At 70.5% G+C, this 15,358-nt stretch carries 14 protein-coding genes and 1 tRNA gene; 9 read left to right on the top strand and 6 right to left on the bottom strand.

Going from position 1 to position 15,358, the window contains the following annotated elements; genetic code table 11:
• Positions 1-89: 89 nt before the first annotated feature.
• From ACFOY2_RS01525 to ACFOY2_RS01515, 3 genes are all read right to left on the bottom strand, one after another.
• On the bottom strand, positions 90-722 hold the full coding sequence (locus ACFOY2_RS01525) for a GOLPH3/VPS74 family protein (protein ID WP_379526050.1): 633 nt from the start codon (positions 720-722) through the stop codon (positions 90-92).
• On the bottom strand, positions 719-2,101 hold the full coding sequence (locus ACFOY2_RS01520; protein WP_379526049.1) for an APC family permease: 1,383 nt from the start codon (positions 2,099-2,101) through the stop codon (positions 719-721). The genes ACFOY2_RS01525 and ACFOY2_RS01520 overlap by 4 nt, the downstream gene beginning before the upstream one ends.
• A 197-nt stretch (positions 2,102-2,298) precedes the next feature.
• The gene (locus ACFOY2_RS01515; protein ID WP_379526048.1) at positions 2,299-3,045 is read right to left on the bottom strand and encodes a TetR/AcrR family transcriptional regulator; all 747 of its coding nucleotides are present in this window, start codon (positions 3,043-3,045) and stop codon (positions 2,299-2,301) included.
• A gap of 144 nt (positions 3,046-3,189) precedes the next feature.
• Between ACFOY2_RS01515 and ACFOY2_RS01510 the strand changes: the two genes are divergently transcribed.
• The gene (locus ACFOY2_RS01510) at positions 3,190-4,515 is read left to right on the top strand and encodes a glycoside hydrolase family 30 protein (RefSeq protein ID WP_379526047.1); all 1,326 of its coding nucleotides are present in this window, start codon (positions 3,190-3,192) and stop codon (positions 4,513-4,515) included.
• 52 nt (positions 4,516-4,567) lie between these two features.
• On the opposite strand, the gene ACFOY2_RS01505 is transcribed toward ACFOY2_RS01510, so the two are convergent.
• The 3 genes from ACFOY2_RS01505 to ACFOY2_RS01495 form a co-directional block, all read right to left on the bottom strand.
• Entirely contained in the window at positions 4,568-5,671 is a 1,104-nt protein-coding gene (locus ACFOY2_RS01505; protein WP_379526046.1) for a 5-methyltetrahydropteroyltriglutamate--homocysteine S-methyltransferase, read from the bottom strand.
• 22 nt (positions 5,672-5,693) lie between these two features.
• Positions 5,694-7,118 carry an acyl-CoA synthetase gene (locus ACFOY2_RS01500; RefSeq protein WP_379526045.1) on the bottom strand — a complete coding sequence of 475 codons (1,425 nt, stop codon included), beginning with the start codon at positions 7,116-7,118 and terminating at the stop codon, positions 5,694-5,696.
• Between the two features lie 96 nt (positions 7,119-7,214).
• Positions 7,215-8,021 (bottom strand): PaaX family transcriptional regulator, encoded by an 807-nt coding sequence (locus ACFOY2_RS01495; RefSeq protein ID WP_379526044.1) that lies wholly within the window; start codon positions 8,019-8,021, stop codon positions 7,215-7,217.
• A 92-nt stretch (positions 8,022-8,113) separates the two neighbouring features.
• Here ACFOY2_RS01495 and ACFOY2_RS01490 point away from each other — a divergent pair, with 92 nt between their 5' ends.
• The 8 genes from ACFOY2_RS01490 to ACFOY2_RS01455 all read left to right on the top strand — a co-directional run bounded on the left by ACFOY2_RS01490 (position 8,114) and on the right by ACFOY2_RS01455 (position 15,351).
• Entirely contained in the window at positions 8,114-9,310 is a 1,197-nt protein-coding gene (locus ACFOY2_RS01490; protein WP_379526043.1) for an ABC transporter substrate-binding protein, read from the top strand.
• Positions 9,311-9,313: 3 nt separating this feature from the next.
• Positions 9,314-10,069, top strand: a complete 756-nt coding sequence (locus ACFOY2_RS01485; RefSeq protein ID WP_379526042.1) for an ABC transporter ATP-binding protein — start codon at positions 9,314-9,316, stop codon at positions 10,067-10,069.
• Positions 10,066-10,725 carry an ABC transporter ATP-binding protein gene (locus tag ACFOY2_RS01480; protein ID WP_379526041.1) on the top strand — a complete coding sequence of 220 codons (660 nt, stop codon included), beginning with the start codon at positions 10,066-10,068 and terminating at the stop codon, positions 10,723-10,725. The genes ACFOY2_RS01485 and ACFOY2_RS01480 overlap by 4 nt, the downstream gene beginning before the upstream one ends.
• A complete protein-coding gene (locus ACFOY2_RS01475; protein ID WP_379526040.1) occupies positions 10,722-11,582 on the top strand; it encodes a branched-chain amino acid ABC transporter permease in 861 nt (286 codons plus the stop codon). Before ACFOY2_RS01480 ends, ACFOY2_RS01475 begins: the two co-directional genes overlap by 4 nt.
• Positions 11,579-12,556, top strand: a complete 978-nt coding sequence (locus ACFOY2_RS01470) for a branched-chain amino acid ABC transporter permease (protein WP_379526039.1) — start codon at positions 11,579-11,581, stop codon at positions 12,554-12,556. The genes ACFOY2_RS01475 and ACFOY2_RS01470 overlap by 4 nt, the downstream gene beginning before the upstream one ends.
• 74 nt (positions 12,557-12,630) lie before the next feature.
• Positions 12,631-12,702 (top strand) — tRNA-OTHER (locus ACFOY2_RS01465).
• A 34-nt stretch (positions 12,703-12,736) separates the two neighbouring features.
• The gene (locus ACFOY2_RS01460; protein WP_379526038.1) at positions 12,737-14,218 is read left to right on the top strand and encodes an SDR family NAD(P)-dependent oxidoreductase; all 1,482 of its coding nucleotides are present in this window, start codon (positions 12,737-12,739) and stop codon (positions 14,216-14,218) included.
• Positions 14,218-15,351, top strand: a complete 1,134-nt coding sequence (locus tag ACFOY2_RS01455; protein WP_379526037.1) for a gala protein — start codon at positions 14,218-14,220, stop codon at positions 15,349-15,351. The genes ACFOY2_RS01460 and ACFOY2_RS01455 overlap by 1 nt, the downstream gene beginning before the upstream one ends.
• The last annotated feature ends 7 nt before the right edge of the window (positions 15,352-15,358 follow it).

Raw genomic sequence — 15,358 nt, 5'->3', positions numbered from 1 at the left:
TACCCATAGTAATTATCCGAAGGCGTTTTCCACTGTTCCGCGCGACCGCCGTGTCCCCTGCCAACGCCTTTACCAAGTAGAGTGATCATTTAGCGGTACACCGCGACCGCCGCCTCGCCCACAAGGGCGTCCACGACCGCGACCAGCTCGCCGACCGGGGGCGCGCCGGCTGCGGCGATCTCGAGCAGGCGTCCGACGAGCCGGCCCGCGGGCTGGTCGAGATAGAGCTCCGCCTCCAGCCGCAGCACGGCCACCAGCCCGCAGAGGGCGGCGCACCGGGCGTCGGGCTGTTTCCAGCCCTCGACCGCCGAGCGCGCCCCCGACGAGGCCCGGACGATCGAGGAGATGTCGGCCGGCTCGTAGCGCGTGTACGGCAGCATGCCCATGCGCCGGCCGCTGACGCGGACGAGCACGCCCGCCCCCACCAGGGACTCGCGGGTGCGCTCGCAGATCCCGTCGGAGCCCTTCTTGATCAGGGACCTGACGTCGGCCCGGCCGCGCGTCAGGAGCGAGACGAAGTCGTCGCAGACCGCATCCCCCGTGGACGGGCCACGAGAGGTGACGGCCAGGCCCCTGGTGACGGTGACGAGGCCGCCCAGCGCCAGTTCGAGCAGCGTCGCCCCGGCCAGGCCGAGCGCCAGCGACGACGGGTGGATCAGGGGCTTGCCGGACTGGCCGTGCGCGATGAGGTAGAGGTCCTGGTGGATGGGCAGCCGATTCATGTCGTGATATTTCCTGATGTGGCCTGCACGGTCGGCCGGCGGCCGAGGGCATACAGGACGATGAGCACCACAACCCCGACGCCGAGCCAGACGAGCCCCACGACCTGCGCCAGGATATTGGCGTTGATCACGACGAAGACGAGGATGCCCATCCCGATGAGCGGCGCGATCAGGTGCGACCACCAGCGGTCCGAGTCGTGACGCAGCGAGTAGTGCACGATCACCGACACGTGCAGCACCACGAAGGCGACCATCGCGCCCATGTTGATCAGGCTCGTCAGGAGGTCGACGCCGTCGGCGCGGGTGGCCATCCAGATCCCGACGCCCACCGACAGCAGGGAGATGAGCATGATGGCGTTGGCCGGCACCGAGTGCCTGACCGACACCCTGGCCAGGAACGAGGGGAGCTGCCGGTCGCGCGCCATCGCATACAGCAGGCGTGAGACGGCGACCTGGGCGACCAGGGTGTTGGCGATGCCCCACGCGAGCGCGGTGGCGGTCGTGGTGAGGTGCCTGAGCCAGTCGCCGCCCGCGACGGCGGCCGCGTCGTAGAAGGCGGTGCCGGTGTCCTTGACCAGCAGTCCCCCGGGGTCGGGCACCAGCAGCGCGGCGACCCAGACCTGGGTGACGAACAGCACGCCCGCCAGCACCAGAGCCAGGCGCATGGCCCTGCCGACCTGCTCGGACCCGCCGGTCGACTCCTCGACCAGCATGCTGATCCCGTCAAAGCCGAGGAACGACAGAACCGCCACCGAGACCGCGGCGAACACCACCGGCCAGGAGAACGTCTCCGGGTTGAACAGCGGGGAGAGGCTGAACCCGTGGCCCTTGCCCTGGAGGAGCGCCCACAGGCCGACCACGAGGAACAGCAAGAGCACGATCACCTCGAAGGCGATCATCACCCGGGTGAGCTTGACCGTCATCCGGATCCCGCGCAGGTTGATCACCGTGTTGACGCCCACGAACACGATCAGCCAGGCCCACACGGGCACCTGCGGCACGCTCGCGTTCATGGCGATGGCGGCGACCAGGTAGAGCAGGCACGGGACGAGGATGTAGTCGAGCAGGATCATCCATCCGGTCAGGAACCCGACCGGCGGGGCGATGCCGCGGCCCGCGTAGTTGTAGACCGATCCCGACAGCGGGAACGCTTTGACCATCTGCGCGTACGAGGCGGCGGTGAACAGCAGCGCGATCATCCCGACGAGATACGCCATGACCGGCATGCCGCCTGATCGCGAGTAAACAAGGCCAAATATGGCAAACGGCGCAATCGGCACCATGAACACCAGGCCGTAGAACACGAGGTCGGTCAGCCCGACCCCGCGACGTAACTCCTGCCGGTAGCCGAACCGCTCGATGTTCTCTTGTGTGCGCACGACAAGCCTCTCCAGTCGTCATGCAGATGCGGGGGGTGATGCGGCGATCCTTCCGCAGCGCGGGCCCGCGTCGCAAGACTGGTGGCGGTGATGGGCCACAAGTGAATCCAGAGGTCGGCACGCGTTTTGCCACCTGCCCTGGGCAGAGCCGCCGGGGCTGATCGGCGGCTCAGCATGATCGGTCTCGGCCGGTGGATCTATGAGCCGAGCCGGGCCTGCAGCCCGTCGAGCAGGCGCTGGAGCCCGTAGTCGAAGGCGTCGTCGTTGGAGGCGGCCAGATCGCCCTCGCGCTGGGCGGCGTACCGGGCACGCAGCCGGGGGTAGTCGCGCACCGCCCGCTCGGCCGCCGGCCACAACCGCTCGGCCCACTCCTGCTTGCTCTGCCCGCTGCGCGCGACCATCGCCGCCCACGCGGCCTCGCCGGTGGAGATGCCGAGCACGTACGCGGTGACCGCGCTCAGGGCGTTGTCGGCCTCGTCGAGCGCGAACCCGGCCGTCTCGAACACGCCCAGCATGTGCTCGCTGTAGCGCAGCATGTTGGGCCCCAGGTAGGCGAGCCCGACCTCGCCGATCTTGGCGGCGAGCCAGTGGTGGCGCAGAATCGTCGCGCGCATGCCGTGGGCCACGCGCGTGACGGTCTCCCGCCAGTCGCCGCCGTCCTCGGTGGCGAGCAGCGGCAGCTCGCCGTAGACCTCGTCCACGGCCAGCTCGAACAGCTCGTCCTTGTTGCCCACGTGGCGATAGAGCGAGGTGGCCCCGGCGTTGAGCCTGGCGCCGAGGCGGCGCATGCTCAGCGCGTCGGCGCCCTCCTCGTCGAGCAGCCGGACCGCCTCGGCGACGATGAGTTCCCGGCTGAGCGCCGGCTGCTCCCGCTCGCGGCGCGGCTTGGCCCACACCGAGGGGATGGGCTGTTCGTCCGCAGGCATGCTGACCTCCTTGCTCATGCCCCAACCGTAGGGCACATCGTGCGCAAACGCGCACAACGAACCGGCGGCGTCCCTGGGTCTTGACGAACGACCTTCGCCTTCCGTACGGTTCCGGCGATCGGCGAAACATATCGTCATCGTGCCGAAATTTTCGGAGGCTCCATGTTGCGGGCAGTTGTCGCGGTCACCTTGCTCGGCGTCCCCTCGGTGGCACAACCGGCCGACCCCCCAGCCATCACCGTGAACGAGCGCGTCCGGCACCAGGAGATCGACGGCTTCGGCATCTCCCAGGCCTTCCGGCGCAACGAACTGCTCAAGGCGCTCTCGCCCGCCCAGCAGCGGGAGGTCCTCGACCTGTGGTTCGACCGTGACAAGGGGGCCGGGCTGAGCATCCTGCGGCTCGGCATCGGCTCCTCCCCCGCGGGCAGCCCGTACGACCACATGGTCTCCATCCAGCCCGAGGACCCGGGCGGCCCGGACGCACCCCCCAAGTACGTCTGGGACGGCGACGACAACAGCCAGGTATGGGTGGCCAAGGAGGCCAAGGCGTACGGGGTGAAACGGTTCTTCGCCGACGCCTGGAGCGCGCCCGGATACATGAAGGACAACGGCGACGACAAGAACGGCGGCACGCTGAAGCCGGAGTGGCAGCGGGCCTACGCCGACTACCTGATGGCGTACACGAAGTTCTACGCCAAAGAAGGCATCAAGATCACCGACCTCGGGTTCACGAACGAGCCCGACTGGACGACCACGTACGCCTCCATGCGCTTCACCCCCGAACAGGCCGCCCAGTTCGTCAAGGTCCTCGGGCCCGTCGCCAAGGGCGTTGAGGTCGTCTGCTGCGACTCCTTCGGCTGGAACCAGGCCAAGGCGTACACCGCCGCGATCGAGGCCGACCCGCAGGCGCGCCGCTGGGTCAAGACCCACACCGGCCACACCTACGCCAGCCCCGTGGACGCCCCGCTGCCGACCGACAGGAAGACCTGGATGTCGGAGTGGAACCCCAGCGGCTCCACCTGGAACGAGAACTGGGACGACGGCAGCGGCTACGACGGGTTCACGATCGCCCAGGCCGTCCACGACGCGCTCACGCTCGGGAACGTCAGCGCCTACGTCTACTGGCTGGGCGGCTCACGCGGGGAGACCAGGGCGCTGCTGCAACTCGACGACACGGCCAAGACTTACCACGTGTCCAAGCGGCTTTGGGCGCTGGCGGCCTACAGCCGGTTCATCCGGCCCGGCGCGGTCCGGCTCGACGCCTCGGCGGCCTCTCCCGCGCTGAAGGTCTCCGCCTTCCGCAACGCGGACGGCTCGCGCGTCATCGAGGTCCTCAACACCGGCACCACGCCCGTCACGTGGGACGGCGTCCGAGGCCGCGCCACCGCCTACGTCACCGACAACGCCAACTCCCTCACGCCGTCCCCGGTGACGGGCCGCACGGTCACCCTCCCACCCCGGGCCCTCACCACCATCGTCCTCCGCTGACCACCGCGGAGACCGCACCGCGGTGGTCAGCAGCGGCGAGGGAGGTGAGGGGTCAGCCCCACACCTCCTGGGCGGTTTCCACGATGAGTCGCAGTTTGGCGAACTGCTCGTCGGCCGTGAGCTGGTTGCCCTCGACGGTCGAGGAGAACCCGCACTGCGGCGACAAGCACAACTGGTCGAGGTCGACGAACTTGGCGGCCTCGTCGATGCGCCGCTTGAGCGCGTCCTTGGACTCCAGTTCTCCCCGCTTGGTGGTCACCAGCCCGAGCACGACCATCTTCCCCGGCGGCACGTACCGCAGCGGCTCGAACCCGCCCGAGCGTTCGTCGTCGTATTCGAGGAAGAACCCGTCGACCTTCAGTTCGCCGAACAGCGCCTCGGCCACGAAGTCGTAGCTGCCGGAGGCGGCCCAGGAGGAGCGGAAGTTTCCTCGGCACATGTGTGTGGTGATGGTCATGCCGGCGGGTTTGGCGGCCAGGGCGGCGTTGATCTGTTTGATGTAGCGCAGGTGCAGGTGTTCGGCGTCGTCCCCGCGCGAGGTCAGTTCGGCCCGCTGGGCGGGATCGTTCAGGTAGGCCAGGCTGGTGTCGTCGAACTGCAGGTACGTGCACCCGAGCGCCCCGATCCTGCGTACCTGCTCGGCGTAGGCGGCGCTGAGGTCGCGCCAGAACTCCTCCACGTCCGGGTAGACGTTCGGGTCGATCGCGGCGGGGCCGCCCCGGTAGTGGACCATGCTGGGCGAGGGGATGGTCAGTTTGGGCACGACCCCGTCGCCGACGGTGTCGCGCAGGAAGGTGAAGTCGTCGGCGAAGATCGGCTCGGCCAGCCTGATGCGGTCGTGGACGCGCAGCGCGGCCGGGCTCCATTCGATGTCGCCCTGCTCGTTGTGGAAGCGGACCGTGATGCGGTCGTCGGTGGCCTGGCCGACGCCGCCGAGCCGGTAGATGAAGTCCATGTGCCACGAGGTCCGTCTGAACTCGCCGTCCGTGGCGCTCTGCAGGCCGGCTTCGCGCTGCCTGCGGACGACCTCTCTGATGGCCTCGTCCTCGGTCTCCCGCAACGCGTCGCCGGTGAGGCTGTCACGGGCGCTCAGCAGCGCGGACGGCCGCAGGAGGCTGCCGACGTGGTCGGCGCGGAACGGGGGTGTGGTGCGCATTAAAGGATCATCTCCCTCTAAGTCAGGATCCGTAGAGGTGTCTGAGCGGGGCTTTGAGGATCTTGCCGGCCGCGTTCTTGGGTAATTCGGGGATGAATTCCAGAAATTTCGGGATTTTGAAGCGAGCTAACCGTCCGTCCAGGTGTGTCAGCAACTCGTCGGTCCCAACCTGGACGCCGGACCGCAACACGACCAGCGCCTTGCCGACCTCGCCCCATTTGTCGTCCGGCACGCCGATCACCGCGCATTCGGCCACCGCGACGTGCTCGTACAGGGCGCTCTCGACCTCGGCGGGATAGACGTTCTCTCCCCCGGAGATGATCACGTCGTTGAGCCGGTCGGAGATCCGCACGTAGCCGTCCTCGTCGGCAATCCCGACGTCGCCCGAGCGGAACCAGCCGTCGGGCGAGAGCACCCGGGCGCTCTCCTCGGGCCGCCGCCAGTAGCCGGGCATGACGTTGGGCCCCTGGACGTAGACCTCCCCCGGCTCCCCCGGCCGCGCGGGAGAGCCGTCACGCCCGACCAGTCGCACGTCGGAGAAGAAGCACGGCACCCCGGCCGAGCCCGCCTTGTCGACGGAGCGCTCGGCCCCGAGGAAGAGGGCTCCGGGGGCGGTCTCGGTCATGCCGTACCCCTGCAGGAACGTCAGCCCCCGGTCCTGATAAATCCGGATCAGCGGCTCGGGCACCGGCGCGCCCCCGCACAGCAGATGCCGCAGACTCGACAGATCGGCCTCCGCCCACCGCGGCGACCGCGCGAGGAAGCCGAACATCGACGGCACCCCGAACATCACCGTGACCCGCTCCGCCTCGACCAGGTCGAAGGTCCGCGCCACGTCGAACGACGGCTCCAGGACGGCCCGCCCGCCCTTGAGCACGGTCGGCACCAGCGTCTGCGCCAGGGCCGCGATGTGGAACAGCGGCGCGCTGATCAGGGTGACCTCGTCGTGCGCGAACGGCACGTCCACCAGCAGGTTGACGGTGTTCCACGTCAGGTTGGCGTGGGTGAGCATGGCGCCCTTGGGCCGTCCGGTGGTGCCCGAGGTGTACATGATCAGGCACACGTCGTCCTGGCTGACAGGCTTGTCGATCGGCTCGGGCGAGCCGGAGGCCAGCAGTTCCTCGTAGGCGGCGGCGGGAACGTGCCGTCCCGGCAGGCCCTCGCCGGACTGCCCCTCGCCCAGCAGGACGACCTCGGCCTGCGCGTCCTCCAGGATGAAGCGCAGCTCCTGCGCGGTCAGCCGGGTGTTGAGCGGGACGAACACCGCCCCGAGCAGCCCGGCCGCGAAGAACGTCTCCACCATCGACGGCTGATTGGCCCCGAGGTAGGCCACCCGCTCGCCACGCCCCACGCCGAGTGCCGAGGCCAGCCGGTATGTGCGTTCGCGCAGCTCACGATAGGTGTGGTCGCGTCCGCGGTAGGTCAGCGCCACGCGGTCGGGCGTCATGCGCGCCCTGCGTGCCGGCCATGAGCCAATCCCCTGATTCCGCATCGGCGCTCCTTGACCCTCAGGTCCTCAAGTTAGGCCACTATGCGATTGCTGTCACCGTTCTGCCCAAGTTTCGTCGGGGATCGCGTCGAGCAGCCGCGCGGCCACCTGCACCGCCTCCGGCCTGAACCGCTCGTGCAGCGCGTGGCACACCCGCTGCGCCTTCTCCGCGGGCCAGTCGTGCGGCAGGTAGCGCAGCGGCAGCCGGGGGTCGGTCCTGATGATCTGCAGCCAGTCGGTGAGCAGCATGAGCGAGCGGGCCAGGTCGTCGGGGGCGCCGGGTGCGGGGTCGGCCTGGTCCCAGCGGCGCAGGAACGCCCGGTAGCGCGCGCCCAGCCCCGCCAGGTCGTAGGCGTCGCCGACCAGCGTCTGCATGTCGGTCGGCCGCCTGGGCTCGGCGGCGAAGACCTTGACGTTCGCGCCGAGGTCGTCGATGACGCGCGCGGGGTCCACCTCTCCGGGGGCGATCCACAAACCATTCTGCAACGGCCCGAACCCGGCCCAGATCAGGCGTGAGCGCAGTTCGTGCCGCTGCCGCTGCCAGGACTCCGGCAGCGAGAAGCCGATCAGCGTCCAGCGGTCCTCGTCGGCGTCGTTGACGACGCCGCTGTGCCAGATGCGGCGCTCGCCGTCCTTGAGCACCTCGGTGCTGGTCGGCGTGAGACCGAAATACATGCGCCGGCCGGAACGCTGGCGGCGCAGCAGCCCTCGGCCGACCATCCGGGTGAGGGTCGAGCGCGTGGCCTCCTCCGAGATCCCGACCCTGGCGAAGGCGTCGATGAAGCTTTTGGAGGAGACGCAGATCCCGCGCCCGTACACGTGGTCTCCGAGGAAGGTCAGGATCACTGACTGAGGCCGCATCGGAAAGCCCTCCCCAGATATTGGGCACTCTATTGACAGCCGTAATGTACCTGCCTACATTCGGGGCCACATCGCCGGTCCAGGAGGTCCTGATGCGCAGGCTTCTTCCGTCCCTGGCCTGTTTCGTCTTGGCGGCCGTCGCCGCGTGCGGCGGGAGCGGTGGGGGCGAATCCGGCGGCGCCCAGGATCCGGTCAAGGTCGGGCTCATCGTCTCCCTGACCGGCAACTACACGCCGCTGGGCAGCGAGGACAAGAAGGCCGTGGAGCTGGCCGTCGAGCAGGTCAACGCCCAGGGCGGGCTGCTCGGGCGCAAGGTGGAGCTGGTCGCCCGCGACGACAAGACCGCCCCCGACCAGGGCATCGTGGCCTACAACCAGATCAAGGGCGAGATCGACGCGCTGATCGGCCCGGTGTTCTCCAACTCGGCGCTCGCGATCGAGCCGCTCGCGCAGCGCGACAAGATGCCCTATCTGTCGCTGGCCCCCGCCCAGGAGCAGGTCGAGCCGATCAAGTCGTACATCTTCGTCACGCCCGCGCTGTCCAGCATGTACGCCGAACGCTTCCTGCAGTACATCCAGGCCCAGGGCATCAAGACGATCGCGGTCGCCTGGGACTCCAAGAGCGCGTACTCGGTCTCCGGGCACAAGTCGATGGTGGCGCTCGCGCCGAAGTACAACGTGACGATCGCCGTGGACGAGCCCTACGAGACCACGACCTCCGACTTCAGCCCGGTCTTCCAGCACGTGCGCGACTCCCAGGCCGAGGCCCTGGTGTTCTGGGGCTCGGGCGCGCCCGGCGTGACGGCCGCCAAGCAGTACGCGGCCTCCGGGCTGAAGACCCCGCTGTTCCTGACCGCCTCGCAGGCCAGCAAGCTGTGGCTGGAGCCGATGGGCGAGGCCGCGGAGGGCATGACCGTGCAGAGCGCCATCGGCGTCGTCGGCGACCACCTGCCCGACGGCAAGCAGAAGCAGATCATCGACCAGATGGCGGAGCCGTACGAGAGCAAGCACGGCTATCCGCCGCCGCAGTTCGCGCAGGACGGCTACAGCGCGAGCCTGCTGCTGTTCGAGGCGATCAGGAAGGCCGGCAGCACCGACAAGACCAAGATCCAGCAGGCGCTGGAGACGATGGACCTGATCACGCCGAACGGCCGCTTCCGCTACTCCCCCACCGACCATTCCGGGTTGTCGCCAGAGTTCATCTCGGTCAACACCGTGAAGAACGGCCAGTTCGTCCCCACCGAATGGGCCAAGGAACAGCTCACCAAGACCGTCACCGCCGCGGGGTAGCGCGTGCTGACGGTCACCGGGGTCTCCCGGTCCTTCGGGGGCGTCTACGGCGTCCGCGACGTCTCGCTGAACGTCGCGGACGGCGAGGTCTGCGGCGTCATCGGGCCGAACGGCGCCGGCAAGTCCACGCTGTTCAACCTGATCACCGGGCATCTGGCGGCCGACCACGGCCAGATCTCCTTCCTCGGGCACCGCGTGGACCGGCTCGCGCCGCACCGGCGGGCCAGGCTCGGCATGTCGATCGTCTTCCAGGCGGCCAGGGTCTTCCGCGGCATGACGGTCAGGGAGAACGTCATGGTGGGCCTGCACGGGCGCACGAGCGCGGGGTTCGTCTCGGCGGCGCTGCGGCTGCCCCGGCACCGGCGCGACGAGCGCCGGATCGCCGCCGAAGCCGAGGCGGCGCTGGAACGCGTGGGCCTGGCCGGCTGGGCCGAGCGGCCCGCCGACCGGCTGCCGATCGGGCAGCAGCGGGCGCTGCAACTCGCCCGCGCCCTGTGCGCGCGGCCCCGGCTGCTGCTGCTCGACGAGCCCGCCTCCGGGCTGCGCGGCCAGGAGCGCGAACGGCTCGCGACGCTGGTGGAGGAGCTACGGGCGAGCGGGCTGACGATCCTGCTCATCGAGCACGACGTGGCGTTCGTGACCCGGCTCGCCGACCGCGTCGTGGTGCTCGACCTGGGGCAGGTCATCGCGGAAGGATCCCCTGCCGAGGTGCGCGCGGATCCGCTGGTGCTCGCCGCCTATCTCGGACAGACCTCATGATCGACGTCAAGGACCTGGTCGTCTCGTACGGCACCGCGACCGCGCTCGACCACCTCACCCTCACGGTGGCGCGCGGCGAGATGGTCGCCCTGCTCGGCCCGAACGGCGCCGGCAAGTCCACGCTGGCGGGCACGCTCGCGGGCCTGCTCAAGCCCGCCTCGGGGACGGTGTCGATCGGCGGCCGGTTGGCGCTGATCCCGGAGGGCCGCCAGCTCTTTCCTGATCTGTCGGTCGCGGACAACCTGGCGCTCGGCGGCTGGCGCTCCGGCGAACGCGACCCCGCGTTCGTTTTCGACTTTCTGCCCCGTCTGGCCGAGCTGGCCGGACGGCGGGCCGGAGTGCTGTCGGGCGGCGAGCAGCAGATGGTGGCGTTCGGGCGGGCCATGATGTCCCGGCCGGACGCCCTGGTCGTGGACGAGCTCTCCCTGGGCCTGGCCCCGAACGTGACCGCCGACCTGGCCGGCCACCTGGCCGAGCTGAACCGCGAGCGGGGGCTGACCGTGCTGCTCATCGAGCAGAACGCGCGGCTGGCCTTCGACCTGTGCCGGCGGGCGTACGTGCTGGAGTCCGGGCGGCTGGTGACCGAGGGCGAGTCGGCGGAGCTGGCCGATGACCCGCGCGTGGCCAGCGCGTACCTGGGCGGGGCGATCACATGAGCGCGTTCCTGACGTACCTGCTCAACGGCCTGGCCGTCGGGTGCGCGATCGCGCTCATCGCCGGCGGCCTGGTCGTCATCCACCGGGTCACCGGCGTGGTGAACTTCGCCCAGGGGACGTTCGCCGTGGTCGCGGGCCTGTGCACGTCCTCGCTGCTCGGGCTGGGCCTGCCGCACGGGGTCAGCGAGATCGCCGCCGTGCTGGCGGCGGCGCTGGCGGGCCTGCTGACCGGGCTGGCCGCCATCGGCAGGCGCGACACCACGCCGCTGTCGTCGCTGATCGTCACGCTCGGCGTGGGCGTGCTCGCCTACGCCGTCGAGATCGTCCTATGGGGCGACCAGCCGCGCTCGGCCCCCGGCCTGGCGGGCTCGGTGACGATCGCGGGGGCGCGGATCCAGACGCAGCACCTGCTGGTGATCTCGGTGACGGCGGCCGCGTTCGTGCTGCTCGCGCTCTTCTTCGGCCGCACCTACCTGGGCAAGGCGCTGACCGCGTGCGCCTCGAACCCGTTCGCCGCCCGCGTCGTCGGAATCGACACCCGGCTGATGGGGCTGCTGGCGTTCGCGCTCGGCGGGCTGCTCGGCGGCATCGCCGGGGTGCTGGTCACGCCGCTGCGTCCGATCTCGTTCGACACCGACGTGACGCTCATCGTCAACGGTTTCGCGGCGGCCGTCTTCGGCGCGCTGACCCGGCCGGTGGTCACGCTCGTCGGCGCGCTGCTGCTCGGCGTGGCCGAAACCATGGCCGCGGGCTACGGCTACGGCTCCCACCAGCTCGAAGTCGCGCTGGGCCTGATGATCGTCGTCATGATCGTGCAGGCGAGCCGCCGCTCGGCGATCTCCCAGGAGTCCACATGATCAAGCTGATCGCCGGGCTCGTCGTCGCCGCCGTCACGCTCGCGCTGCCCGCGGTCCTCGACGACAGCGCGCTGGCGGTGTACATCCTGCTGGGGCTGGCCGCCATGGTCACCGTCGGGGTGTCGCTGCTCATGGGGTACGCCGGGCAGGTGTCGCTGGGGCAGGGCGCCTTCTACGCCATCGGCGCCTACACCGCGGCCCTGCTCTCGCTCAACGGGGTCCCGCCACTGGCCGGGCTGGTCGCCGCCCCCGTGGTGGCGGCGCTGTTCGCGCTGGTGGTCGGGACGCCGCTGCTGCGGCTGCGCGGGCACCACCTGGCCTTCGCGACCCTGGCCATGCAGCTCATCCTGCTCTCGCTGGCCGGGCAGTTGGAGTTCACCGGCGGCGACATCGGGCTGCAGGCCATCCCGCAGTTCGCGGTGGGCTCGTTCGAGGTGGGCAGCGCGGCGGCGTACGCGTACCTGACCTGGGCCGGGGTCGCGCTGGTCATGCTGGTGACCCGCAACGTCATCGCCTCACGGCCGGGACGCGCGCTGCGGGCGCTGGCCACCAGCGAGACCGCCGCGGCCTCCTCCGGAATCCCGGTCGGACGGTACAAGCTGGTCGTCTTCGCGCTCTCCGCCGCCTTCGCGGGGCTGGCCGGCGGCATCTACTGCTTCTACGCCGGGTACGTGGCGCCCGGCTCGTTCCCCGTGCTCATCTCGATCCAGTACATCGTCATGGCCGTGGTCGGCGGGCTCGGGACGACCTGGGGCGCGCTCGTGGGCGCCACCGCGATCACGCTGCTGGTCCAGGGGCTGAACAGCCTGGGCGCGCTGCCCGGCATGCCGACGTACGCGCCCAGCGTGCTGTCCTACGCCGTGTACGCGCTCGTCCTGATCGTCGTCGTGCTCTTCCTGCCGAACGGCCTGCTGCCCGCCATCGCGGGACGGCTGTCACGCCGGCGCGACGACCCGCCGGTGGAGACCCGCTGAGCGAGCGCTGGAACGCGGCTCTCATCCACATACGCCGTTGAATGTCCGTGCTATTCGCTAAGCTCTGCAGCGGCAGGGCTGTAGCGCAGAGGTCGTCGCGCCTTACAGCAGGTTGGAGGACGTCGGTTCGAATCCGACCAGCCTTGCCCCAGATCGCGGAAGTCATCGGTGGGGGTGTGGGTGTCGGTCGTCGATCCTGACGTGACCGGGACACCGCCACCCGGATCAGGAACCCTCCCCGACCAGGCCGAGGTCGAGACCTGCCTGCGGGTGATGGCCCAGGCACGCGCGGCGGATCCGGCCGATCCTCGATGGGCGGCCGTGCACGAGGCCGCGGCGCACCTGTACCGGACGGGGAAGAAGACACGGAAGGCGGCGCGGCACGCCGAGCGCAGGCGACGCGACCACGAGGCCACGGCGGCCACGGCGCGCTATCGAGAGCAGGATCCATCCCCCTCGACGGGCCCCCGGGATCAGGCCGGATCCGCGGAGCCGGATCCGCCGGGTAACCAGTCCGCGCCGACACGGCGTTCGCTGGTGGGCACGCGACGCTGTTACGTCTGCAAGTCCGCCTACCAGCAGGTGCATCCGGAATACCACCTGCTGTGCCCGGATTGCGCCGAGGAGAACCTGGCCCGTCGGCACGCCCGCTGCGACCTGCGTGGCCGCCGGGCGATCGTGACCGGCGGACGGGTGAAGATCGGTTTCCAGCTGACGCTGAAGCTGCTGCGCGACGGCGCGGACGTCCTGGTCACCACCCGCTTCCCGCGCGATGCCGCCCGTCGGCTCGCGGCCGTGCCCGACGCCGAAGCCTGGCTGGACCGGGTACACGTCCACGGTGTCGACCTGCTCGACCTGGCGGCCGTCGCGGGTCTGCTGGAGTCCGTTCAGCGGCGTTTCAGTCATCTCGACCTCCTCGTCAACAACGCGGCCCAGACGATCCGCCGGCCCGCCGTGTACCACCGCGAGGTGCGCGCGGCGGAGCGCGCGCCGCTGAGGGGCCTGGCCGCGCAGATCGACGTGGCGGACGTATCGGGGACGGCCGCGCCGGCGGTCACGGCTCCTTCGGACTCCGCGCGTACGCCCCACGGGCAGGCCGTCACGCGGCGGGAGGACGCCCTGGAGGTGCTGTTCCCCGCCGGGCAGACGGACGAGACCGGTCAGCCGCTGGACCTGCGCGACCGCAACAGCTGGAGTCTGCGGCTGCACGAGGTGGACCCGGCCGAGTGGCTGGAGGTCCAATTGGTGAACTCCTTCGCGCCGTTCTTGCTGACCTCCCGGCTGCGCGGTCTGCTCGAAGCCTCTCCGTGGCCGGACCGGTACGTCGTACAGGTCTCGGCGATGGAGGGCAGCTTCTCCCGGGAGCAGAAGACCGTCCGCCATCCGCACACCAACATGGCCAAGGCCGCCCTGAACATGCTGACCCGCACCGCCGCCGCGGACTATGCCGCCTCGGGCATCTACATGAACAGCGTCGACACCGGCTGGGTCACCGACGAACGCCCCCATCCGGACAAGACCGCGCAGCGCGAGGCCGGGTTCCGCCCGCCGCTGGACGTCATCGACGGCGCCGCCCGGGTCTACGACCCGATCGTGCGCGGTGTGGGCGGCGAACGGGTGTCCGGCCTGTTCTTGAAGGACTACCGACCGGTGGATTGGTGATGATGGAGCCGACGCCCGTACGCTGCCCCGCGATCGAGCACGTTGACGTGCCGCCGGCCGATCCGGCTGACCTGGGTCCGCTGGTCGCCCGGCTGGCCGCAGCGACCCCGGTGGCGGCCGACGAGATCTTCCCGCTCGGCACCGTACGGCCCGATGGCCGGGTCGACCTGTGCAAGCAGGGCCTCGGCCCGGCCGGCGCGGCGCGGCTGCTCCCGGCCGCGGTGGCCTCGCCGCACGCCGTCCATCTGCTGCTGGGCACCAACGCCATCGGGAACGACGGAGCCCGGACCATCGCCGGCGCGCTCGTTCCCGGCCACGGCCTGGAGACTCTCTACCTCGGCTGCAACCGCATCGGCGCGGCCGGCGCCGAGGCGCTCGCCGATCGACTGGCCACGGACACCACCGTGCGCGCCGTGTGGCTCAAGCGGAACCCGGTGGGCGACGACGGAGTCCTCGCCCTGGCCGCGATGCTGCGCAGGAACACGACGATCCGCACTCTCGACCTGGTCAACACCGGGCTCACGCGGGAGGGGCTGCGGGCGCTGCTGGTCGTGCTCGCCGAGCGGCCGAATCCGGTCGAGCGGCTGTTTCTGGGCGGGAACGGGCTGGGCCCGGAGTCCGGCGACCTGCTGGCCGCGCTGATCCGGGACGCCCGGGTACGCGAGCTCTACCTTCCTGCCAACCATCTCGGCGACGCCGGTGCGGCCACGCTCGCCGCAGTGGCCGACCCCGCCCAGCCGGTGCGCCTGGGCCTCGGTGGCAACGGCATCGGGCCGGACGGTGCACGCGCGCTGGCCGACGCGCTCGGCGGTATCGAGGCCCTCGACCTGGGACGTCCGCCATCGGAGTGGAGCCTCGGCGCACCCGCGAACGTCACCGGAGACACGGGCGCCGCCGTGCTGGCCGAGGCTCTGCCCGGCAGCCCACTGCGTCGGCTGGAGCTGCGCCGCACCGGGATCACCGGCCGTGGCGCCAAGGCCCTGCTGGCCGCCGTCCCCGACGACACCCGTCTGGAATACGTCGGGTTCGGCCCCGGTGTGCCCCGCCGGGTGAAGCGTGCGCTGGCGCCACGGCTCCGTCCCGCCGCCAGGACCCATCCTGACCTGCACGCGATCGGGAGCCTCTACCGGTGAGCGCGGC

This window comes from Nonomuraea purpurea, from assembly GCF_042650645.1.
GTDB classification, from domain to species: domain Bacteria; phylum Actinomycetota; class Actinomycetes; order Streptosporangiales; family Streptosporangiaceae; genus Nonomuraea; species Nonomuraea purpurea.
This window is presented reverse-complemented; position numbering and strand designations above follow the sequence as displayed.

Excerpts from the sequence above, each read along its gene's own strand:
- ACFOY2_RS01525 (WP_379526050.1), bottom strand. The coding sequence starts at position 722 with ATGAATCGGCTGCCCATCCACCAGGACCTCTACCTCATCGCGCACGGC.
- ACFOY2_RS01515 (WP_379526048.1), bottom strand. The coding sequence starts at position 3,045 with ATGAGCAAGGAGGTCAGCATGCCTGCGGACGAACAGCCCATCCCCTCG.
- ACFOY2_RS01510 (WP_379526047.1), top strand. The coding sequence starts at position 3,190 with ATGTTGCGGGCAGTTGTCGCGGTCACCTTGCTCGGCGTCCCCTCGGTG.
- ACFOY2_RS01505 (WP_379526046.1), bottom strand. The coding sequence starts at position 5,671 with ATGCGCACCACACCCCCGTTCCGCGCCGACCACGTCGGCAGCCTCCTG.
- ACFOY2_RS01500 (WP_379526045.1), bottom strand. The coding sequence starts at position 7,118 with ATGACGCCCGACCGCGTGGCGCTGACCTACCGCGGACGCGACCACACC.
- ACFOY2_RS01495 (WP_379526044.1), bottom strand. The coding sequence starts at position 8,021 with ATGCGGCCTCAGTCAGTGATCCTGACCTTCCTCGGAGACCACGTGTAC.
- ACFOY2_RS01490 (WP_379526043.1), top strand. The coding sequence starts at position 8,114 with ATGCGCAGGCTTCTTCCGTCCCTGGCCTGTTTCGTCTTGGCGGCCGTC.
- ACFOY2_RS01480 (WP_379526041.1), top strand. The coding sequence starts at position 10,066 with ATGATCGACGTCAAGGACCTGGTCGTCTCGTACGGCACCGCGACCGCG.
- ACFOY2_RS01475 (WP_379526040.1), top strand. The coding sequence starts at position 10,722 with ATGAGCGCGTTCCTGACGTACCTGCTCAACGGCCTGGCCGTCGGGTGC.
- ACFOY2_RS01470 (WP_379526039.1), top strand. The coding sequence starts at position 11,579 with ATGATCAAGCTGATCGCCGGGCTCGTCGTCGCCGCCGTCACGCTCGCG.
- ACFOY2_RS01455 (WP_379526037.1), top strand. The coding sequence starts at position 14,218 with ATGATGGAGCCGACGCCCGTACGCTGCCCCGCGATCGAGCACGTTGAC.